The organism is Radicibacter daui, from assembly GCA_030657355.1.
Lineage (GTDB): Bacteria > Pseudomonadota > Alphaproteobacteria > Radicibacterales > Radicibacteraceae > Radicibacter > Radicibacter daui.
In genome coordinates, this window is sequence record CP131056.1 from 442,555 (window position 1) to 458,464 (window position 15,910).

14 protein-coding genes are annotated in these 15,910 nt (G+C 66.1%); 7 read left to right on the plus strand and 7 right to left on the minus strand.

From position 1 onward, the window contains the following. Positions 1-38: 38 nt before the first annotated feature. From QTL98_RS02130 to petA, 3 genes are all read right to left on the minus strand, one after another. The gene (locus QTL98_RS02130) at positions 39-821 is read right to left on the minus strand and encodes a cytochrome c1 (RefSeq protein WP_510637522.1); all 783 of its coding nucleotides are present in this window, start codon (positions 819-821) and stop codon (positions 39-41) included. Continuing rightward, positions 818-2,065, minus strand: coding sequence for a cytochrome b (locus QTL98_RS02135; RefSeq protein WP_445680589.1), 1,248 nt, complete (start codon positions 2,063-2,065; stop codon positions 818-820). The genes QTL98_RS02130 and QTL98_RS02135 overlap by 4 nt, the downstream gene beginning before the upstream one ends. A 61-nt stretch (positions 2,066-2,126) precedes the next feature. After that, the gene (petA, locus tag QTL98_RS02140; protein ID WP_510637523.1) at positions 2,127-2,699 is read right to left on the minus strand and encodes a ubiquinol-cytochrome c reductase iron-sulfur subunit; all 573 of its coding nucleotides are present in this window, start codon (positions 2,697-2,699) and stop codon (positions 2,127-2,129) included. Positions 2,700-2,986: 287 nt separating this feature from the next. Here petA and QTL98_RS02145 point away from each other — a divergent pair, with 287 nt between their 5' ends. Next, positions 2,987-3,616, plus strand: coding sequence for a tRNA (cytidine(34)-2'-O)-methyltransferase (locus QTL98_RS02145; RefSeq protein ID WP_445680590.1), 630 nt, complete (start codon positions 2,987-2,989; stop codon positions 3,614-3,616). An 87-nt stretch (positions 3,617-3,703) separates the two neighbouring features. After that, positions 3,704-4,612, plus strand: a complete 909-nt coding sequence (gene hemF, locus QTL98_RS02150) for an oxygen-dependent coproporphyrinogen oxidase (protein WP_445680591.1) — start codon at positions 3,704-3,706, stop codon at positions 4,610-4,612. Between the two features lie 15 nt (positions 4,613-4,627). Here hemF and QTL98_RS02155 read toward each other — a convergent pair whose 3' ends face one another. The 3 genes from QTL98_RS02155 to QTL98_RS02165 form a co-directional block, all read right to left on the minus strand. Beyond that, a complete protein-coding gene (locus QTL98_RS02155; RefSeq protein WP_445680592.1) occupies positions 4,628-5,872 on the minus strand; it encodes a CCA tRNA nucleotidyltransferase in 1,245 nt (414 codons plus the stop codon). After that, positions 5,853-6,503 (minus strand): CoA pyrophosphatase, encoded by a 651-nt coding sequence (locus tag QTL98_RS02160; protein ID WP_445680593.1) that lies wholly within the window; start codon positions 6,501-6,503, stop codon positions 5,853-5,855. The genes QTL98_RS02155 and QTL98_RS02160 overlap by 20 nt, the downstream gene beginning before the upstream one ends. A 63-nt stretch (positions 6,504-6,566) precedes the next feature. Further along, positions 6,567-7,061 (minus strand): DUF1285 domain-containing protein, encoded by a 495-nt coding sequence (locus QTL98_RS02165; RefSeq protein ID WP_445680594.1) that lies wholly within the window; start codon positions 7,059-7,061, stop codon positions 6,567-6,569. 286 nt (positions 7,062-7,347) lie between these two features. Between QTL98_RS02165 and QTL98_RS02170 the strand changes: the two genes are divergently transcribed. From QTL98_RS02170 to QTL98_RS02190, 5 genes are all read left to right on the plus strand, one after another. Beyond that, positions 7,348-8,388: an AAA family ATPase gene (locus tag QTL98_RS02170; protein WP_510637524.1), complete on the plus strand. Its 1,041-nt coding sequence runs from the start codon at positions 7,348-7,350 to the stop codon at positions 8,386-8,388. 116 nt (positions 8,389-8,504) lie between these two features. Then, on the plus strand, positions 8,505-9,329 hold the full coding sequence (locus QTL98_RS02175) for a DUF58 domain-containing protein (RefSeq protein ID WP_445680595.1): 825 nt from the start codon (positions 8,505-8,507) through the stop codon (positions 9,327-9,329). Continuing rightward, on the plus strand, positions 9,329-12,109 hold the full coding sequence (locus QTL98_RS02180) for a DUF4159 domain-containing protein (protein ID WP_445680596.1): 2,781 nt from the start codon (positions 9,329-9,331) through the stop codon (positions 12,107-12,109). Before QTL98_RS02175 ends, QTL98_RS02180 begins: the two co-directional genes overlap by 1 nt. A 3-nt stretch (positions 12,110-12,112) precedes the next feature. Next, on the plus strand, positions 12,113-14,212 hold the full coding sequence (locus tag QTL98_RS02185; protein ID WP_445680597.1) for a hypothetical protein: 2,100 nt from the start codon (positions 12,113-12,115) through the stop codon (positions 14,210-14,212). Position 14,213: 1 nt separating this feature from the next. After that, entirely contained in the window at positions 14,214-14,786 is a 573-nt protein-coding gene (locus QTL98_RS02190) for a cyclic nucleotide-binding domain-containing protein (protein ID WP_445680598.1), read from the plus strand. A 9-nt stretch (positions 14,787-14,795) separates the two neighbouring features. On the opposite strand, the gene QTL98_RS02195 is transcribed toward QTL98_RS02190, so the two are convergent. Next, positions 14,796-15,902: a TRAP transporter substrate-binding protein gene (locus tag QTL98_RS02195; RefSeq protein WP_445680599.1), complete on the minus strand. Its 1,107-nt coding sequence runs from the start codon at positions 15,900-15,902 to the stop codon at positions 14,796-14,798. Between the last annotated feature and the right edge of the window lie 8 nt (positions 15,903-15,910).

Sequence of the window (15,910 nt, forward strand, 5' to 3'; positions counted from 1 at the left end):
TTTCATCGTTCCGGCAGACGGTGCCGGGGGCGATGGGCTCAGTGCTTCACGTCGCGCCACACACGGCGTTTGGTGACGTAGAGGATGCCGGCAAAGATGACGAGGAAGATGATTACCTTCACGCCTGTCTGCTTGCGGGCTTCCAGCTTGGGCTCGGCGGCCCACATCAGGAAGTTGGCAACGTCGCTCGCCATCTGCCCGCGGGTCGCCTCGGTGCCGTCGCCATAGGTCACCAGCCCGTCGGAGGCGAGCGGCGGCGGCATGGCAATGACATGGCCGGGGAAGTACTTGTTGTAGTACTGGCTGCCGGTCAGATGCACATCGGCCGGCGGTTCCTCATAGCCGGTCAGCAGGGAATGGACATAGTTGGGTCCATCCTCGCGGGCCTTGGCGATCAGGCTGAGATCGGGCGGAGCCTTGCCATTGGCATAGGCGGCCGCCTTCTCGTTCGGGAACGGGTTGGGGATCGGGTCCGCCGGCAGCGCCTTGCGGGTGAACATCTTGCCCTCGTCATCGGGGCCGTCTGTCACCTCGTATTCCATCGCGATCACCTTCACCTCGTCATTGGTGAAGCCGAGATCGGTCAGGTCGCGGAAATGCAGATGGTCGAGCCCGTGACAGGCCTGGCAGATACCCTGATAGACCTGGAAACCACGCTGGACGGCGGCCTTGTCATAGGTGCCGAACGGTCCTTCGAAGCTCCATTGCATCTGCTTGGGCTCTTCCGTGGTGCCGGAGGCGAATGCCGTACCGGTGGAAGCAGCGCCGAGGCCAAGGGCGAAAGCGGCAAGCGCGGCAGATTTGATGAGGGCGCGCATCATGCACTCTCCTTCGCGCCGAGAACCGGTTCGCTGATGCTCTTGGGCAGGGGCAATGGTTTCTCGATCTTGCCGAGCAGGGGCAGGATCACCAGGAAGTGGAGGAAGTAGTAAGCGGTGCAGATCTGGCCGATCAGGATGTAGGGCTGCTCCGCCGGGCTGCCGCCCACATAGGTAAGCCCCACCAGATCGATCACCAGCAGCCAGAAGAACCACTTGTAGATCGGCCGGTAGCGTGCGGACTTGACCTTGGAGGTGTCGAGCCACGGCAGCAGCGCCAGCAGGGCGATGGAGCCAAACATGCAGATCACGCCGCCCAGCTTGGCGGGCACGATCCAGAAGAACTTGAACGTGATGGAGCGCAGGATCGCGTAGAAGGGCAGGAAGTACCATTCCGGCACGATGTGCGTGGGTGTCACCAGCGGGTTGGCCGGGATGTAGTTGTCCGCATGGCCCAGCGCGTTGGGATTGAAGAACACCCAGTAGCTGTAGAAGATCAGGAAGCAGGTGAGCGCAAAGGCGTCCTTGGACGTCATGTAGGGATGGAAGCGCACCGTGTCCTGCGGCCCCTTGACGTCGATGCCGGCCGGGTTGTTGGACCCCACCTCGTGCAGCGCCACCACATGCAGGATGACGACGCCGAAAATGACGAACGGCAGCAGGTAGTGCAGGGCGAAGAAGCGGTTGAGCGTCGGGTTGTCGACCGAGAAACCGCCCCACAGCCAGGTCACGATGTGCTCGCCGATGATGGGCAGCGCCGAGAACAGGTTGGTGATGACGGTGGCACCCCAGAAGCTCATCTGGCCCCAGGGCAGCACATACCCCATGAAGGCGGTTGCCATCATGAGCAGCATGATGACCACGCCGAGGATCCACAGCAGTTCACGCGGCGCCTTGTAGGAGCCGTAGTACATGCCGCGGGCCATGTGCACATAAACCGCGATGAAGAACATCGAGGCGCCGTTGGCGTGCAGGTAGCGCAGCAACCAGCCGCTGTTCACGTCGCGCATGATGCGTTCGACGCTGTTGAAGGCCATGTGCACATTGGGCGTGTACTGCATGGCCAGCAGCACGCCGGTCACGATCATGGCCACCAGCATGAAGCCGGCAATACCGCCGAACGACCAAAGATAATTGGCGTTCTTCGGCATCGGATATTCGTTGTACTCGGCGTTCATGTAGGAAAAGACGGGCAGTCGCTCGTCCACCCACCGGATCACCGGGTTATTCCATTGCACCTTTTTCATTCGCGCAACGCCCCCCTTTGATCTTGTTGTCGGCGTTCAGGGTTCCAGGTCGAGATCGTCTTCAGCCGATACGGATCGTCGTATCGGTAAGGAACTCGTAAGGCGGCACCACGAGGTTGGCCGGAGCCGGGCCCTTGCGGATACGACCGGACGTGTCGTACTGCGAGCCGTGGCACGGGCAGAACCAGCCGTTGAACTCACCCTTGTTGTCGCCCTCTTTCTGTCCCAGCGGCACGCAGCCGAGATGGGTACAGATGCCGACCATCACCAGCCAGTCCGGCTTGATCACACGCTCGGAATCCGGCTGCGGATCGGGCAGGTCATCCAGCTTCACGCTGTCCGCCTGGGCAATCTCGTCCGCCGTGCGGTGGCGGATGAAAACCGGCTTGCCGCGCCAGGTAACAGTGATCGCCTGCCCGACATCAATGCCGGCCAGGTTCACGTCGATCGATGCCAGCGCCAGCGTATCCGCGGCGGGATTCATGGAATTGATAAAGGGCCAGATCACCGAACCTGCGCCCACAGCGCCCATGGCGCCGGCCGTCAGGTAAATGAACTCCCGTCGCGTTACCCCATCTGCATGCGCTTCTTCATGGCGCTCATCCATCCCTGGGGTCGGGGTCGTTTCTGCCATCGCCAGATCGCTCCTTCGCGAACGTCATCGTCCTACGTCTAATAGGCGTTGTTCACTCAAAGGCATTTCGCCTTGCCTCGTCAGGCCGGCACGGGGGCAGGCCTGGGGCGGAAAAGAGATGGCGCGCACCCGCGAGAGTACGATTCTGTTATTTCTGCTTCCAGGGATACGCCTCTTTCGGGCCTCTCCTGAATGCGTCTCGCGGTTGTCATTTCCTCCCCGCTTCACCTTGTCCTATACAGGGACTCTATCGCAAATGCCAAGTATAGAAGATTTCCCGGTACCTTATGCCCAATTGCATCCCCTCGGATGACCCGTTTCCGGCTGCGCCGGACCCGGTGGATTTGCCGCACCGGACGGCCGGCACCGCTGCCGTTTTTGCCGGCGAAGCGCCGCTGCGGCACGGTGGCCTCGCGGAAAGGCGGCAGGTTGCCGGTGCGCCGGTACGCCTTGCGCTGTTCGAGCCCGACATCCCGCAGAACACCGGTACGCTCATGCGCACCGCGGCCTGCCTTGACGTTGCGCTCGACCTTGTGGAGCCCTGCGGCTTCCTGCTGGACGACAAGCGTCTGCGCCGGGCGGCAATGGATTACTGGGAACATCTGGACCTTGCCCGCCACCGTTCCTTCGCCAGCTTCGAGCGCTGGCGCCGTGCAGCCGGCCACCGGCTGGTGCTGGTGGAAACGGACGGCGCCGTGCCGCATCACCACTTTACCTTCCAGCGCGGCGACATCCTCATGATGGGGCGCGAAAGTGCCGGGGTGACGCCGCAGGTCTATGCGGCGGCCGAGGCCAGCGTCTTTATTCCCCAGCGTGCAGAATTGCGCTCGCTCAATGTCGCCGTCGCCGGTGCCATGTTACTTGGCGAGGCATTGAGACAACTTGGCGGCTTTGCAGAAGCAGGCGCGGCTGGTTGATCTCGGTGCCATGGGCCGCGTGCCGCCAATCCGGGCGGCCAGCGCGGCAGATCAGGTGGGCGCATCATGGCGTCCCAAGGAGATAGAATGGGTTTCGAGAAGCTTGCTCCCGGCCAGATTCCTGACGGTTCGCTGCCGGATGCCGAGATGAAGATTGCGGCCGAGACCTGGTTCCGCGGCCTGCGCGATCGCATCTGCGCCGATTTCGAGCGGCTTGAGGATCAGTTGACGGGCACCCGCCATGCCGCACTTCCCGCTGGCCGCTTCGAGCGCAAGGGCTGGGAACGGTCCAATGCCGACGGTACGCCGGGCGGTGGCGGCACCATGTCGATCATGCGCGGGCGGGTGTTCGAGAAGGTGGGGGTTAATATCTCCACCACGTTCGGCACCTTCTCCGAGGAGTTCCGCAAGCAGATTCCCGGTGCGGCCGAAACCGGTGCCTTCTGGGCCTCGGGCATTTCGCTGGTGGCGCACATGCGCTCGCCGCTGGTACCGGCCGTGCACATGAACACGCGCATGATCGTGACCGGCAAGCGCTGGTTCGGTGGTGGCGGCGACCTCAACCCGATGTTTCCGCTGGAGGAGGATACTGCCGCCTTCCATGCGGCCTACAAGGCTGCCTGCGATAAGGCCGATCCGACCTATTACGAGCGCTTCAAGGCCTGGTGCGACGAGTATTTCTATATCCCCCACCGGGGTGAAGCGCGCGGTGTCGGCGGCATCTTCTTCGACTATCTCAACACCGGCGATTTCGAGGCTGACTTCGCCTTCACCCGCGATGTGGGTGAGGCCTTCCGCAAGGCCTATGTGCCGCTGGTCGAAAAGCACCTCAACGAGGACTGGACCGAGGAGCAGCGCGAGCACCAGCTCTTCAAGCGCGGCCGTTATGCCGAGTTCAATCTCATCTATGACCGCGGCACCGTGTTCGGCCTCAAGACCGGCGGCAATACCGAAGCGATCCTGATGTCGCTGCCGCCGGAAGCCAAATGGCCCTGAGAGACTGAGCCTGGATCAGGAGGCGGCGGCCTGCGCAAGCAGGCTGCGTGCCTCTGCTTCCAGTTGTTCGCGCTCCAGCGTGCAGCCGGAGGCAAGCCACAGCTCCTCCAGCTGGCCGATTGTATCGCCAAGGCCCGGCCCCGGCAGGGCGCCGAGGGCGATGAGGTCGCGCCCGCGGAACGGAAAGTCCGGCACCGGCAGCTCTGCGTGGGCAAGGCGCCCGACCGCCTCTGCGGCTGAAAGTTCGGGCTCCCGGCGGGCGAGGGAAAGCGCCGTCATCTCCCGGTAAGCCGGACCGTAACGATAAAGCCGGGTACGCGCGGTAGCGGCCGTTGCCGGCACTTCCTCCGGCGTCAGCGCGGCGACGAGGCCGCCTTTTTCGACATTGGAAAGACGCAGGCGTTTTGCCAGCGGCGCCACGCTCTGCAGGCCGCCATCGACAACGGCGGCAAGGCGTGTCTCGGCGAGGCCGCGGCCCCAGCGCACCAGCGCGGCAAGGCGCCGGTTGTCATGCCAGATGATTTCCGGCACCAGCAGGGCAGGGATGCTCGCCTCGTAAAGCATCTGCCAGACTTCGGCGGCAAGGGGCGCCAGTAGCAGCTTGCGCAGTTCCTGCCAGATACGCTCCCCGGAAAGGGCCGGCAGCAGGGCCGCTTCGGCAAGGCAGGCGGCAAGGCCGTCCGCATCCGGCTGCCCATGGCCATACTGGGCGTGGAAACGGAAGAACCGCAGCAGCCGGAGCGCATCTTCGCGCAGCCGCTCCCGCGCATCGCCGACAAAACGCACCTGCCGCGCCCTGGCGTCGCCAACGCCCTTGCCGGTCGGGTCATAGAGCGTGCCGTCGCCGTCGAGATAAAGCGCGTTCATGGTGAAGTCGCGCCGGGCAGCGTCCTCGGCCCAATCAGCTGTGAAGGCAACGGTTGCCCGCCGCCCGTCGGTGCTGACATCGCGCCGCAGCGTCGTCACCTCGAACAGGGACTTTTGCCTGCTGCCCTCCGGGCCCTCGACAACAGCCGTTACCGTGCCGTGCTCGATGCCGGTCGGGATCGCCTTGAGGCCGGCGGCCTTAAGCCTGGTTATTACCTCCGCCGGCTCCAGCGGAGTGGCGATGTCGATATCGCTTGCCGGCAGGCCGAGCAGCGCGTTGCGCACGCAGCCGCCCACGAAACGGGCTTCGCCCTCAAGTGCTGCCAGCAGCGCTCGGGAGGCGGGAGCGGTCAGCCAGTCCGGCGTCAGGCGCTCAGCGCTGGGGTTGGCCATTCGCCACCCAGCGGCCCATCAGATCGACCAGATTGACCAGCATGCCCGCCGTTGCTCCCCAGATGTAATAATGCTGCCAGCGATAGGCGTAGAACAGCCGTTCTACGCCCTCGAACAGGCGTTTTTCCAGCGCCCGGTTGGCCGGATCGAGCAGAAAGGCGAGCGGCACCTCGAAAACGGCGTCCACCTCCTCGGGATTGGGTCTGAGCTCGAAGGGGGGGCGCACATGACCGACCACCGGGGTCACGGAAAAGCCGGTGCGGGTCACGTAGGTGTCGAGCCGCCCCAGAAGCTCGATATGGGTGGGGTCGAGGCCGATTTCCTCCTGCGTCTCGCGCAGGGCGGTAAATTCCTCGTCGCGGTCCCCTGCATCCATGCGGCCGCCGGGAAAACTCACCTGGCCGGCATGGGTGGAGAGGCTGTCGGTACGGCGGGTCAGCAGCACCGTGGTGCCTTCCGGCCGGCCGACCAGCGGCACAAGCACGGCAGCGCGAACCGGATCGGGCGCGTCCGGTGCCCGATCGTCGCGTATCCCCGTGCCCGGCCGGGCCGTCTTGGCGCCGGCCGGCAGGATGCCGGGGCTATCCCCGGCCAGGATCCGGCGTACCGTTTCGAGCTCGTCCGCGCTCAACTCTGTTGTTCCCCCGGAAGCCGCCGCCGTCATGGCAGCGCTCCAAATCGCCTGTCTTGCCTGTTACTCGATGGCGCCAAGGCGGAAATACCGTCCGGCGCTCATAACCTGCAGCACGGGTCCGGCCGGCCCCCCGGCCGCCTCGCCCTCTGCTACAGTGTTATCCGTGCCGGCGGTCTCGGCAAGGGCGACGAGATCATAGAAGACCGACCGGCTGAGCCGGGCCTCGATGCCGTCTTCTACCAGTATGTAGGGAGCCGGCTGGCCCTTTTCATCCTCTGCCACGCGTAGCGGGTGCGCCTCATCCAGCGTTACCCACGCGTCGATATTTGTGCGAAATCGCAGGGTTTGCGCCCCGGTGCCGGCTGCTTCCACCGCCATCTCCACCGCGATGAAAGGCACGTCCTCCACCTCGATACGTCCGCGTTCCACCGGGGTCTGCAGCCAGTAATCCCCCTGCTCGTCCCGGCGCAGCACGGTTGCGAACAGCTTGACCAGAGCCATGCGCCCGATGGGGGTGCCCTCATGGTACCAGGTGCCGTCGCGGGCAATGCGCATGCCGAATCCGCCGGCACATTCCGGGGGCAGACGGTCAGATGTCCTGCGCGGGGGCTTGTCTGCTTGCGGGCCGGGCTTCATCTTCATTTATCAGGGTTGTCGTGCGGGCAGCGTCACGTCCAAGGGTGTTGTCAGCCTTGGACGAGATCAAGCCGAAAGCGTGGCGCTGTTCGAACTTGCGGTTTCCCGGCGGCTGTCCGGCAAGCCATATCTTTGACGCGGTTGCCTGTTTTGTTGTTTGCCTGTTCGTCCCGCCTTGTTTACCCCGCCAGGGAGGTTCCGCCCCATGTCCTTCACCGACTCCGCCAGCCCCGGCACCGGCCGCAGCCCTGATGCAGCCGCGCTTGCCGAGCGCGAGGTGATGGAAGCGATCGAGCGTACCGGCAGCGAACTCAAGGCCGTGCGCCAGCAGATCGGCCGAGTGATCTTCGGCCAGCAGGAAGTGGTGGACGATACTCTCGTGGTGCTGCTGGCCGGGGGCCATGCCCTGCTGCATGGCGTGCCCGGCCTTGCCAAGACCCGCCTTGTGGAAACGCTCGGCCGTGTGCTTGGGCTTGATGCCCGCCGCGTGCAATGTACGCCCGACCTGATGCCGGCCGATATTCTCGGCGCCGAGGTGCTGGAGGAGGATGAACATGGCAAGCGCCGGTTCCGCTTCCTGCCGGGGCCGATCTTCTCCCAGGTGCTGATGGCGGACGAGATCAACCGCGCCAGCCCCCGCACCCAGTCGGCGCTCCTGCAGGCGATGCAGGAGAGCAAGGTTTCCATCGCCGGCAGCAATCACCAGCTGCCGCGCCCCTTCCATGTGCTGGCCACGCAAAACCCCATCGAGCAGGAAGGCACCTACCCGCTGCCCGAAGCCCAGCTCGACCGGTTTCTCATGCGTATCGATGTCGGTTACCCCGACCGTGATGCCGAGCGGCGCATGCTGATCGCCACCACCGGCGCGGCTGAGGAAGTGCCGGAAGCGGTGATGGATGCCACCCGTCTCATCACAGCGCAGGCGCTGGTGCGCCGCATGCCGGTGGGGGAAAAGGTGGTGGAAGCGGTGCTTGACCTCGTCACCGCCGCCCGGCCGGAGGGCAGCAAGGAGGCGTCCGTGCGCCAGCATGTGGCCTGGGGGCCGGGCCCGCGCGCCAGTCAGGCGCTGCTGATGGCGGCCAAGGCCCGCGCCCTGCTCGACGGCCGCCTGTCGCCCTCGCTGGATGATCTTGCCGCCCTTGCCGGCCCCGTGCTGCATCATCGCATGGCGCTTTCCTTCGCCGCCCGGGCGGAGGGCATTTCGATTGGTGACATCATCTCGCGGCTTGCCGCGCGGCTTGGCTGAGGAGAGCCGCGCTGGCCCCCCGTTTCTTCCGTCCGGATAACAAGGCGCCGGCCGCTGGCGGTGCCCTGCAACGCCGCCATGAGGCGGAGGCTGCGGCTGCGTCGCTGCCAGCACTGATGGTGGCTGCCGGCCATCTGGCGGATTCGGTGGTGCATGGCCTGCATGGCCGCCGCCGCGCCGGTCCGGGGGATGGTTTCTGGCAATACCGCCCCTATGAAGCCGGAGAGCCGGCGCACCGCATCGACTGGCGCCGCTCCGCCCGTTCGCAGGGGCTCTATGTGCGCCAGCGCGAGAACGAGATCGCCCAGGGTGTCTGGCTCTGGCGTAGCGCCGATGCCGGCATGGACTGGCAGAGCGCTCCGGAGCTACCGGCCAAGCGGTCGGCTGCCGATCTGCTGCTGCTGGCCCTCGCCAGCCTGCTGGTGCGCGGCGGCGAGCGTGTGGCGCTGGCGGGCAGCGGCGAGCGGCCGGGTATTGGCCGCACCGCGCTTGACCGGGTGGCGCTCGGGCTTGAGCACGGGCTTGCCACCTCTGCCCCCTTCGCCCTCGGCCATCTGCCGCGCGGGGCCGATCTGGTGCTGGTCAGCGATTTTCTGGCGCCGTGGGAGGAAACGCAGGCGCTGCTGGATACGCTGCGCGCTTCGGGCGTGCGCGTCCATCTGCTCCAGTTGCTGGACCCGGCGGAAGAGACGCTGCCCTATGAAGGGCGTATCGAGTTTCTCTCCGCCACCGGAGCCGGCGATCATCTGACGGTGCCGCGCGTCGAGGCGGTGCGGGAGGGGTACCTCCAGCGCCTTGCTGCCCTGCGCGGCAGCCTTGCCGATTTCTGTGCCCGCTGCGGCTGGAGCTATCTGCAGCACCGCACCGACCGGCCGGCGACCATCGCGCTGATGGCCCTCTGGGCTTCGCTCAGCGGCCGCAGCCTTGAGGAGGCGGTGTGATGGGCAGCCTTCTCGGTTTCATCGGTTTTACCTCGCCCTGGCTCTTGCTCGGCTTGTTGTCGCTGCCGGTGCTGTGGCTGCTGATGCGGCTTACCCCGCCGGCTCCGCGGCAGGTGGTGTTTCCCGCCCTCAGGCTGTTGATCGGCCTCAAGGCGGAGGAAGAGACACCCGCCCGACTGCCCTGGTGGCTGGTTCTTCTGCGCATGGCGGCGGTTTTCCTGCTGGTGCTGGGGCTCTCCGGCCCGGTGCTTGACCCCAATGCCGCCATTTCCGGCAAGGGGCCACTGGTCCTGGTCATCGACAACGACTGGTCGGTAACCGCGAGCTGGAACGAGCGCCGCACCGCCGCGCTGCAGCTGGTCTCCCAGGCGGAGCGGGAAGAAAGGCCGGTGCTGCTGCTCTGGACCGCTCCCGACCCCCAGCTTCTTGCCCGTGGCGAATCCCGGCTGGCCGATGCCGCCCCTGCTCCGGTGCCGGCCCAGATCGCCCGCCAGACGCTTGAAACCCTTGCCCCCCGGCCATGGCCGGCAGACCGCGCCCTGCTCGCGCGCGAGGTCGAGAGGCTCTCCCTCCACGGCGTGCCGGTGGTGTGGATCGCGTCCAGCGTGGTCTCGGGCAAGGATGATCAGACCGGCACGACCCGCTTGATGGAGGCCTTGCGCCGGCTCGGCGGGCTCGCCGTGCTGCGCGCGCCTGTTCCCGATGCGCCGGTGGCGCTTACGGGCATAGAGGAGGATGACGGTGCCCTTGCCGTCAGCCTCGTATGGGCGGGCGGTGGGCCGCAGCAACATCTCACCGTCAGGGCGCGTGATGCCAGCGGGCGCCTGCTGGAAGAGCAGGGGGTCGATTATGCCGCCGGCCAGCGTGCCGCCGAGGCACGGTTTACCCTGCCACTGGAGCTGCGCAACCGTGTTGCCCGCATCGACGCTTCCGCTTCGGCGGCAGAGGGCAGCGCCGCGTCGGTGATGCTGCTGGACAGCCGCCACCGCCAGCCGCTGCTCGGCCTCATCGAAGCCCCCGGCTCCGAAGCGCAGCCGCTGCTGGACGATGCCTTTTATCTCGAGCGCGCTCTGGAGCCCTACGGGCAGATGCGCAAGGGCGGGCTGCAGCAGCTTATTGGCGCCGGCGTCAACGTTCTGGTCATGGGCGATGCCCCGAACCCGCCGGAAGCCGAGACGGCAAGCCTTACCCGCTGGGTCGAGGCCGGCGGAGTTCTGGTGCGGTTTGCCGGCTCTGCCCTGGCCAATGCGGAGGATCCGCTGGTGCCGGTGCGCCTGCGCCATGGCGAACGTCAGCTCTCCGGCGCCCTCTCCTGGTCCGAGCCGGAAAAACTGGCTCCCTTTTCAGAGAACAGTCCGTTTTATGGCCTGCCGGTGCCCCCGGACGTCACGGTTTCCCGTCAGGTGCTGGCGGAGCCTTCCATTGATCTTGATGATCACACCTGGGCCCGCCTTGTCGACGGCACGCCGCTGGTTACCGCCGCTCATCGCGGCAAGGGACTGCTGGTGCTGGTGCACACCACGGCCGAACCGGGCTGGTCCAACCTTGCCCTGTCCGGCCTCTTCGTCGACATGCTGCGCCGGGTGGTGACATTGGCGGAGGGATCGTCAGTGGCGCCGCCGGACAAGCCACTGGCCCCGGCAGCGCTCATGGATGCTTACGGTCACCTCTCCAGCAGCGACGACGCCATGCCCATTGACGGCAAGACCTTTGCCGAAACTGTGGCCGGGCCCCGCCATCCTCCCGGTTATTACGGTGATGAAACGGAGCGTTTTGCCCTCAATCTCGGCCCTGCCCTTGCCGGCGTCGCGCTATTCCCGGCCCTGCCGGCCGGTGTTGCCACCGGCGGGCTCGTCGCTCATGCCGAACGGGCAATCGGGCCGCTGGCATTGACGCTGGCGCTGGCTCTTGCCCTTATCGATTTTGCGCTGTCGGTGCTGATGCGTGGCGCTTCCGGCCGGTTGCGTCGCCGGGCCGCCAGCACTGTGGCCCTGCTCGGCCTGCTGCTGGCAGGTGGCGGGGCGTTCCTGCCCGGTGCGGCCCGCGCCGATGCGGCGCTGAGCCCGGCGGAAGAAGAATTCGCCCTCAAGGCGACCGGCGATACCCAGCTTGCCTGGGTGCGTACCGGCGATGAGGAAACCGACCGTGTGGTGGAGGCCGGACTCAAGTCGCTTGCCGGCGTGCTGCGCCAGCGCACCGCGCTTGACGATGTCGGCACCATGGCGGTCGATCCGGAGAAGGACGAGCTTTCCTTCTTCCCGCTCCTCTACTGGGCGATTACCGACGATGCCGCTCCGCCCAGCCAGCAGGCGATCGAGAAACTGGAAGATTATATCCGTCTCGGCGGGACCATCTTCTTCGATACCCGCGATGCCGATGCCACCTTCTCCGGCCCGCGCGGACAGGCGCTGCGCCGTGTTGCCGCCGATCTTTCCTTGCCGCCGCTGGGGCCGATGCCCACCCAGCATGTGATGACCAAGGCCTTTTACCTGCTGCAGGATTTCCCCGGCCGTTATTCCGGCGGCGCACTCTGGGTCGAGGCGCGCGATGAAGGGGACCAGGACGGGGTTTCCTCCGTCATCGTTGGCTCCAACGACTATGTCGGTGCGTGGGCGACGGACGAATTCGGCCGGCCGCTCTACGCCGCCGTGCCGGGCGGCGAGCAGCAGCGCGAAATGGCGTTTCGCACCGGCATCAATCTTGTCATGTACACGCTCACCGGTAACTACAAGGCCGATCAGGTGCATGTGCCCGCCATTCTTGAGCGTCTGGGGCAATAGACGATGACGCTCGATCTCTTCAACGGTTGGGGCATCGCCTTTACGCCTTATGTCGGCTGGCCGCTGCTGGCCGTGCTGGGCGGGCTTGGTCTCATCATCTGCCTCGTCGCTTTCTGGCGTCGCCTGCGCGGTGCCGGCTGGCGGGCGGGGTTGCTGGTCCTCATGCTGCTGCTGCTGGCCAATCCCGGCCTTATCAAGCAGGAGCGCCAGCCCATTCATGACGTGGCGGTGGCGGTGGTCGATACCAGCCCCAGCCAGCAGGTGGGTAAGCGGCGGGCGCGCAGCGAGCGGGCGCTCGCCAGCCTGCAGCGCCAGGCTGAGGCCGCCGGCAATCTTGATCTCAGGGTTATTCGTGCGCCGGCCGGCGGCGATGCGGTGCTGGCGGACAAGACACAGCTTTTCGGCCCGCTCATGGAAGCCTTCGCCGATGTACCGCCGGCCCGCCGGGCCGGGGCCGTCATCATCAGCGATGGCCAGATTCACGATGTGCCCGCTCCGGGCGACCTGCCGCGCATCGGCCCGGTGCATCTGCTGCTGACCGGCGATCATGATGAGGTGGACCGGCGCCTTACCGTCGTGCGGGCTCCCAGTTTCGCGCTGGTGGGCAAGCCGGTCGAGTTCACCATCCGGGTGGATGATCAGGCGCGGGGGGATCAGGGCTCTGCCCGCGTCGTTGTCCGGCAGGACGGACAGGTGGTGGGCACGCTGGAAGTGCAGCCGGGTGTCGACCAGACCCTGACCTACACGCTGGGCCATGCCGGCAGCACCGCCTTTGAGATCGAGGCCGATGCGCTGCCCGGAGAGCTGACCGAAGCCAATAACCGGGCGGCCATCGTGGTCAACGGCGTGCGCGACCGGCTGCGCGTGCTGCTGGTCTCCGGTGAGCCGCATCCCGGCGAGCGGACATGGCGCAGTCTGCTGAAGTCCGATCCGGCAGTCGATCTGGTGCATTTCACCATCCTGCGCCCGCCGGAAAAGAATGACGGCACCCCCATCCGCGAACTGTCGCTGATCGCCTTTCCCATTCTGGAACTGTTCGAGGTCAAGCTCGATGAGTTCGATCTGGTGATCTTTGACCGTTATCGCCGGCGCGGTGTGCTCCCCGGCGTCTATCTGGAGAATATCGCCCGCTATGTGCGGAATGGCGGTGCGCTGCTGGTCTCCTCCGGGCCCAGTTTTGCCGGCCCTTTCAGCCTTTATGGCACCGAGCTTGGCGCCGTGCTGCCGGCCGGGCCGACTGGCCGTATGCTGGAAGGCCCCTTCAAACCCGAAGTGACCGAGGTCGGTGCGCGGCATCCGGTCACCGAAACATTGCAGCCGCCGGGTGCGGATCGGGCAAACCCGGCCTGGGGCCACTGGTTCCGCCAGGTGGAGGCGGAGGTGCATAGCGGCTCTGTCGTGATGCAGGGAGAGGACGGCAAGCCGCTGGTCGTACTGGACCATGTCGGCGAAGGCCGGGTGGCGCAGGTGCTCTCCGACCAGCTCTGGCTGTGGGCGCGCGGTTATGATGGTGGCGGCCCGCAGGCCGAGCTGCTGCGCCGTCTCGCTCACTGGCTGATGAAGGAACCGGAGCTGGAGGAAGAAGCGTTGCGCGCCACTGTTGAGGGCCGGCGTGTTTCCGTTGAGCGGCAGAGCATGAAGCCCGCAGCCGGGCCGGTGGAGGTCACCAGCCCGTCGGGTCAGAAAACGACGCTTCAGCTGGAGCCGGGGCCGGACGGCCTTACTCACGGGGCCCTGATGGCCGATGAAGCCGGCCTCTGGCAGTTTGTCGACAACCGCGATGGCACCGAGCGGCGCGCCGTGGCGGTGGTCGGGTCAGTCAACCCGCCCGAGCGTGCCGATCTGCGCACGACTTCCGAGCTGATGGCGCCGGTGCTGTCGGCCACGGGCGGCGGAGCTCTCTGGCTGGCCGATACGCCGGAGCCGGAGTTGCGTCGCCCCAGTCCGCACCAGAGCAAGGCCGGGCGCAGCTGGATCGGCCTTACCGCCAATGGCGATTATGTCGTGACGGGCAGTTCGCGCCGGCCGGCGCTGCCGCTTGCTCCGGCACTCATCGCTGCCCTCTTGCTGTTTGCCGCCGCCTGGCGGCGGGAGTCTCGCTGAGATGACGCAGGACCCGGCCTCCTTCGCCACGGTGCGTCCGTCGCTGATCCTCGATACGGTCGGCTTCGAACCCGGGCAGCGCATTTTCGCCGTCGGCGAGACTGTGGGCGCCACCTTCCTGGTGCGGTCGGGTGATGCCTTGCTGTGGGCGCAGGGCACGCCGCGCGAAGCGGCGCTCGTCTTCCATGAAGGGCAGATTTTCGGCGGCGAGATGCTGGGGGAAGACCCCAAGGCCCGTTTTCATGCCGAGGCCGGACCGTCCGGCTGCCAGCTGGTGCGGGTGGAGCGCAGTCAGATAACCCAGCGCCTGAGTGCGGGCGACGCGCTGATCCGCACAGTGCTGCGGCTGCTGGCAGAAAACTCCGGCCGCATGTCGGCACGCACCGTTGCCCTTGCGGCAGAGGTTACCCAGCTTGCGGCAGATCAGGGGGCACTTGCGGCAACCATCGAAGAGGCTCGCGCGCAAGAAGAACGCGCCGCCGGCAACGCCGTGCGGCTTGCCGCCGAAAATGCCCAGCTTGCAGAGCTTATCGAGAAGCGCAGCGCAGCCGGCCGCCGGCCGGCAACACCCTGATTCTGCGGCTTAGCTGAACAGACGCTCGCGCGCCGCCAGATAGGCGCTGTCCGTCACCGTGCTCCAGCGGTTGGCCTGCTTCAGGAACTTGTTGAAGCTTTCCAGCACCTTCAGCGCAAAACTGTCGCCGCTCATGATGTCGGCGATGACGCTCTGGCTGGTCTTGGCAAAGGCATCCAGCATTTCCGGCGAAAAGGCAGCCAGGGTGACGCCGCCGCCATGCTCCATCTGATCCAGCACGACCGGATTATTGAAGTCGTAGTAGCTCAGCACATAGGCATTGCTCTCGCGTGTGGCGAAAGCCAGCAGTTCCTGGTCGACCGGGTCGAGCGAATGCCAGACGTCGAGATTGATGCCGAGGCTGGTGACCCCGCCGGCTTCATGCCAGCCGGGATAGACATAGTAGGGCGCGATGCTCTGGAAGCCGAGCGACAGGTCCGAGGCCGGGCCCACCCACTCGACGGCATCGAGCGCACCTGCCTGCAGCGCCGGCAGGATGTCGGAGGCGGGCAGGTTCACGGTAATGACGCCGAACTTCTCCAGCACCTGCGAGGCAAGGCCCGGAATGCGGTATCTGAGACCGCGCAGATCTTCCATGCTCTGCGGCGGTTTCTTGAACCACCCGCCCATCTGGATGCCGGCATTGGCGATGTAGAAGGGCTTGATGTTGAAGCGCGCCGCCAGCTGGTCCCACAGCGCCTGCCCGTCACCGAAGTCGATCCAGGCACACATTTCGCGTGCCGTCAGGCCGAAGGGCACGCTGGTGAAGAAGTGATAGGCGGGGCTGCGGCCTTCGGCATAATAGAACTCGGCCGACACATACATGTCGGCAAGGCCCTTGGCCACGGCGTCGAAGGATTCGAAGGCGCGCACAAACTGGCCGGCGCCATGGGCCTCGATCCTGAGCCGTCCGGCCGACAGGCGGGACACCAGATCGGCAAAACGTTTGGTTGCCCTGAACGAGCTCGACTTTTCCGGGTAGTCGCTGACCAGCTTCAGCACGCGGGTTTTGCCCGCGGCGCTTTCCTGGGCGGCAGCGCTGCCGACGGGCAGCAGCGTCGCACCGGCGAGACCTGCACCGGCCTGGCCCAGGATCTGGCGTCGTTTCAGCTTCACTTTTTCAT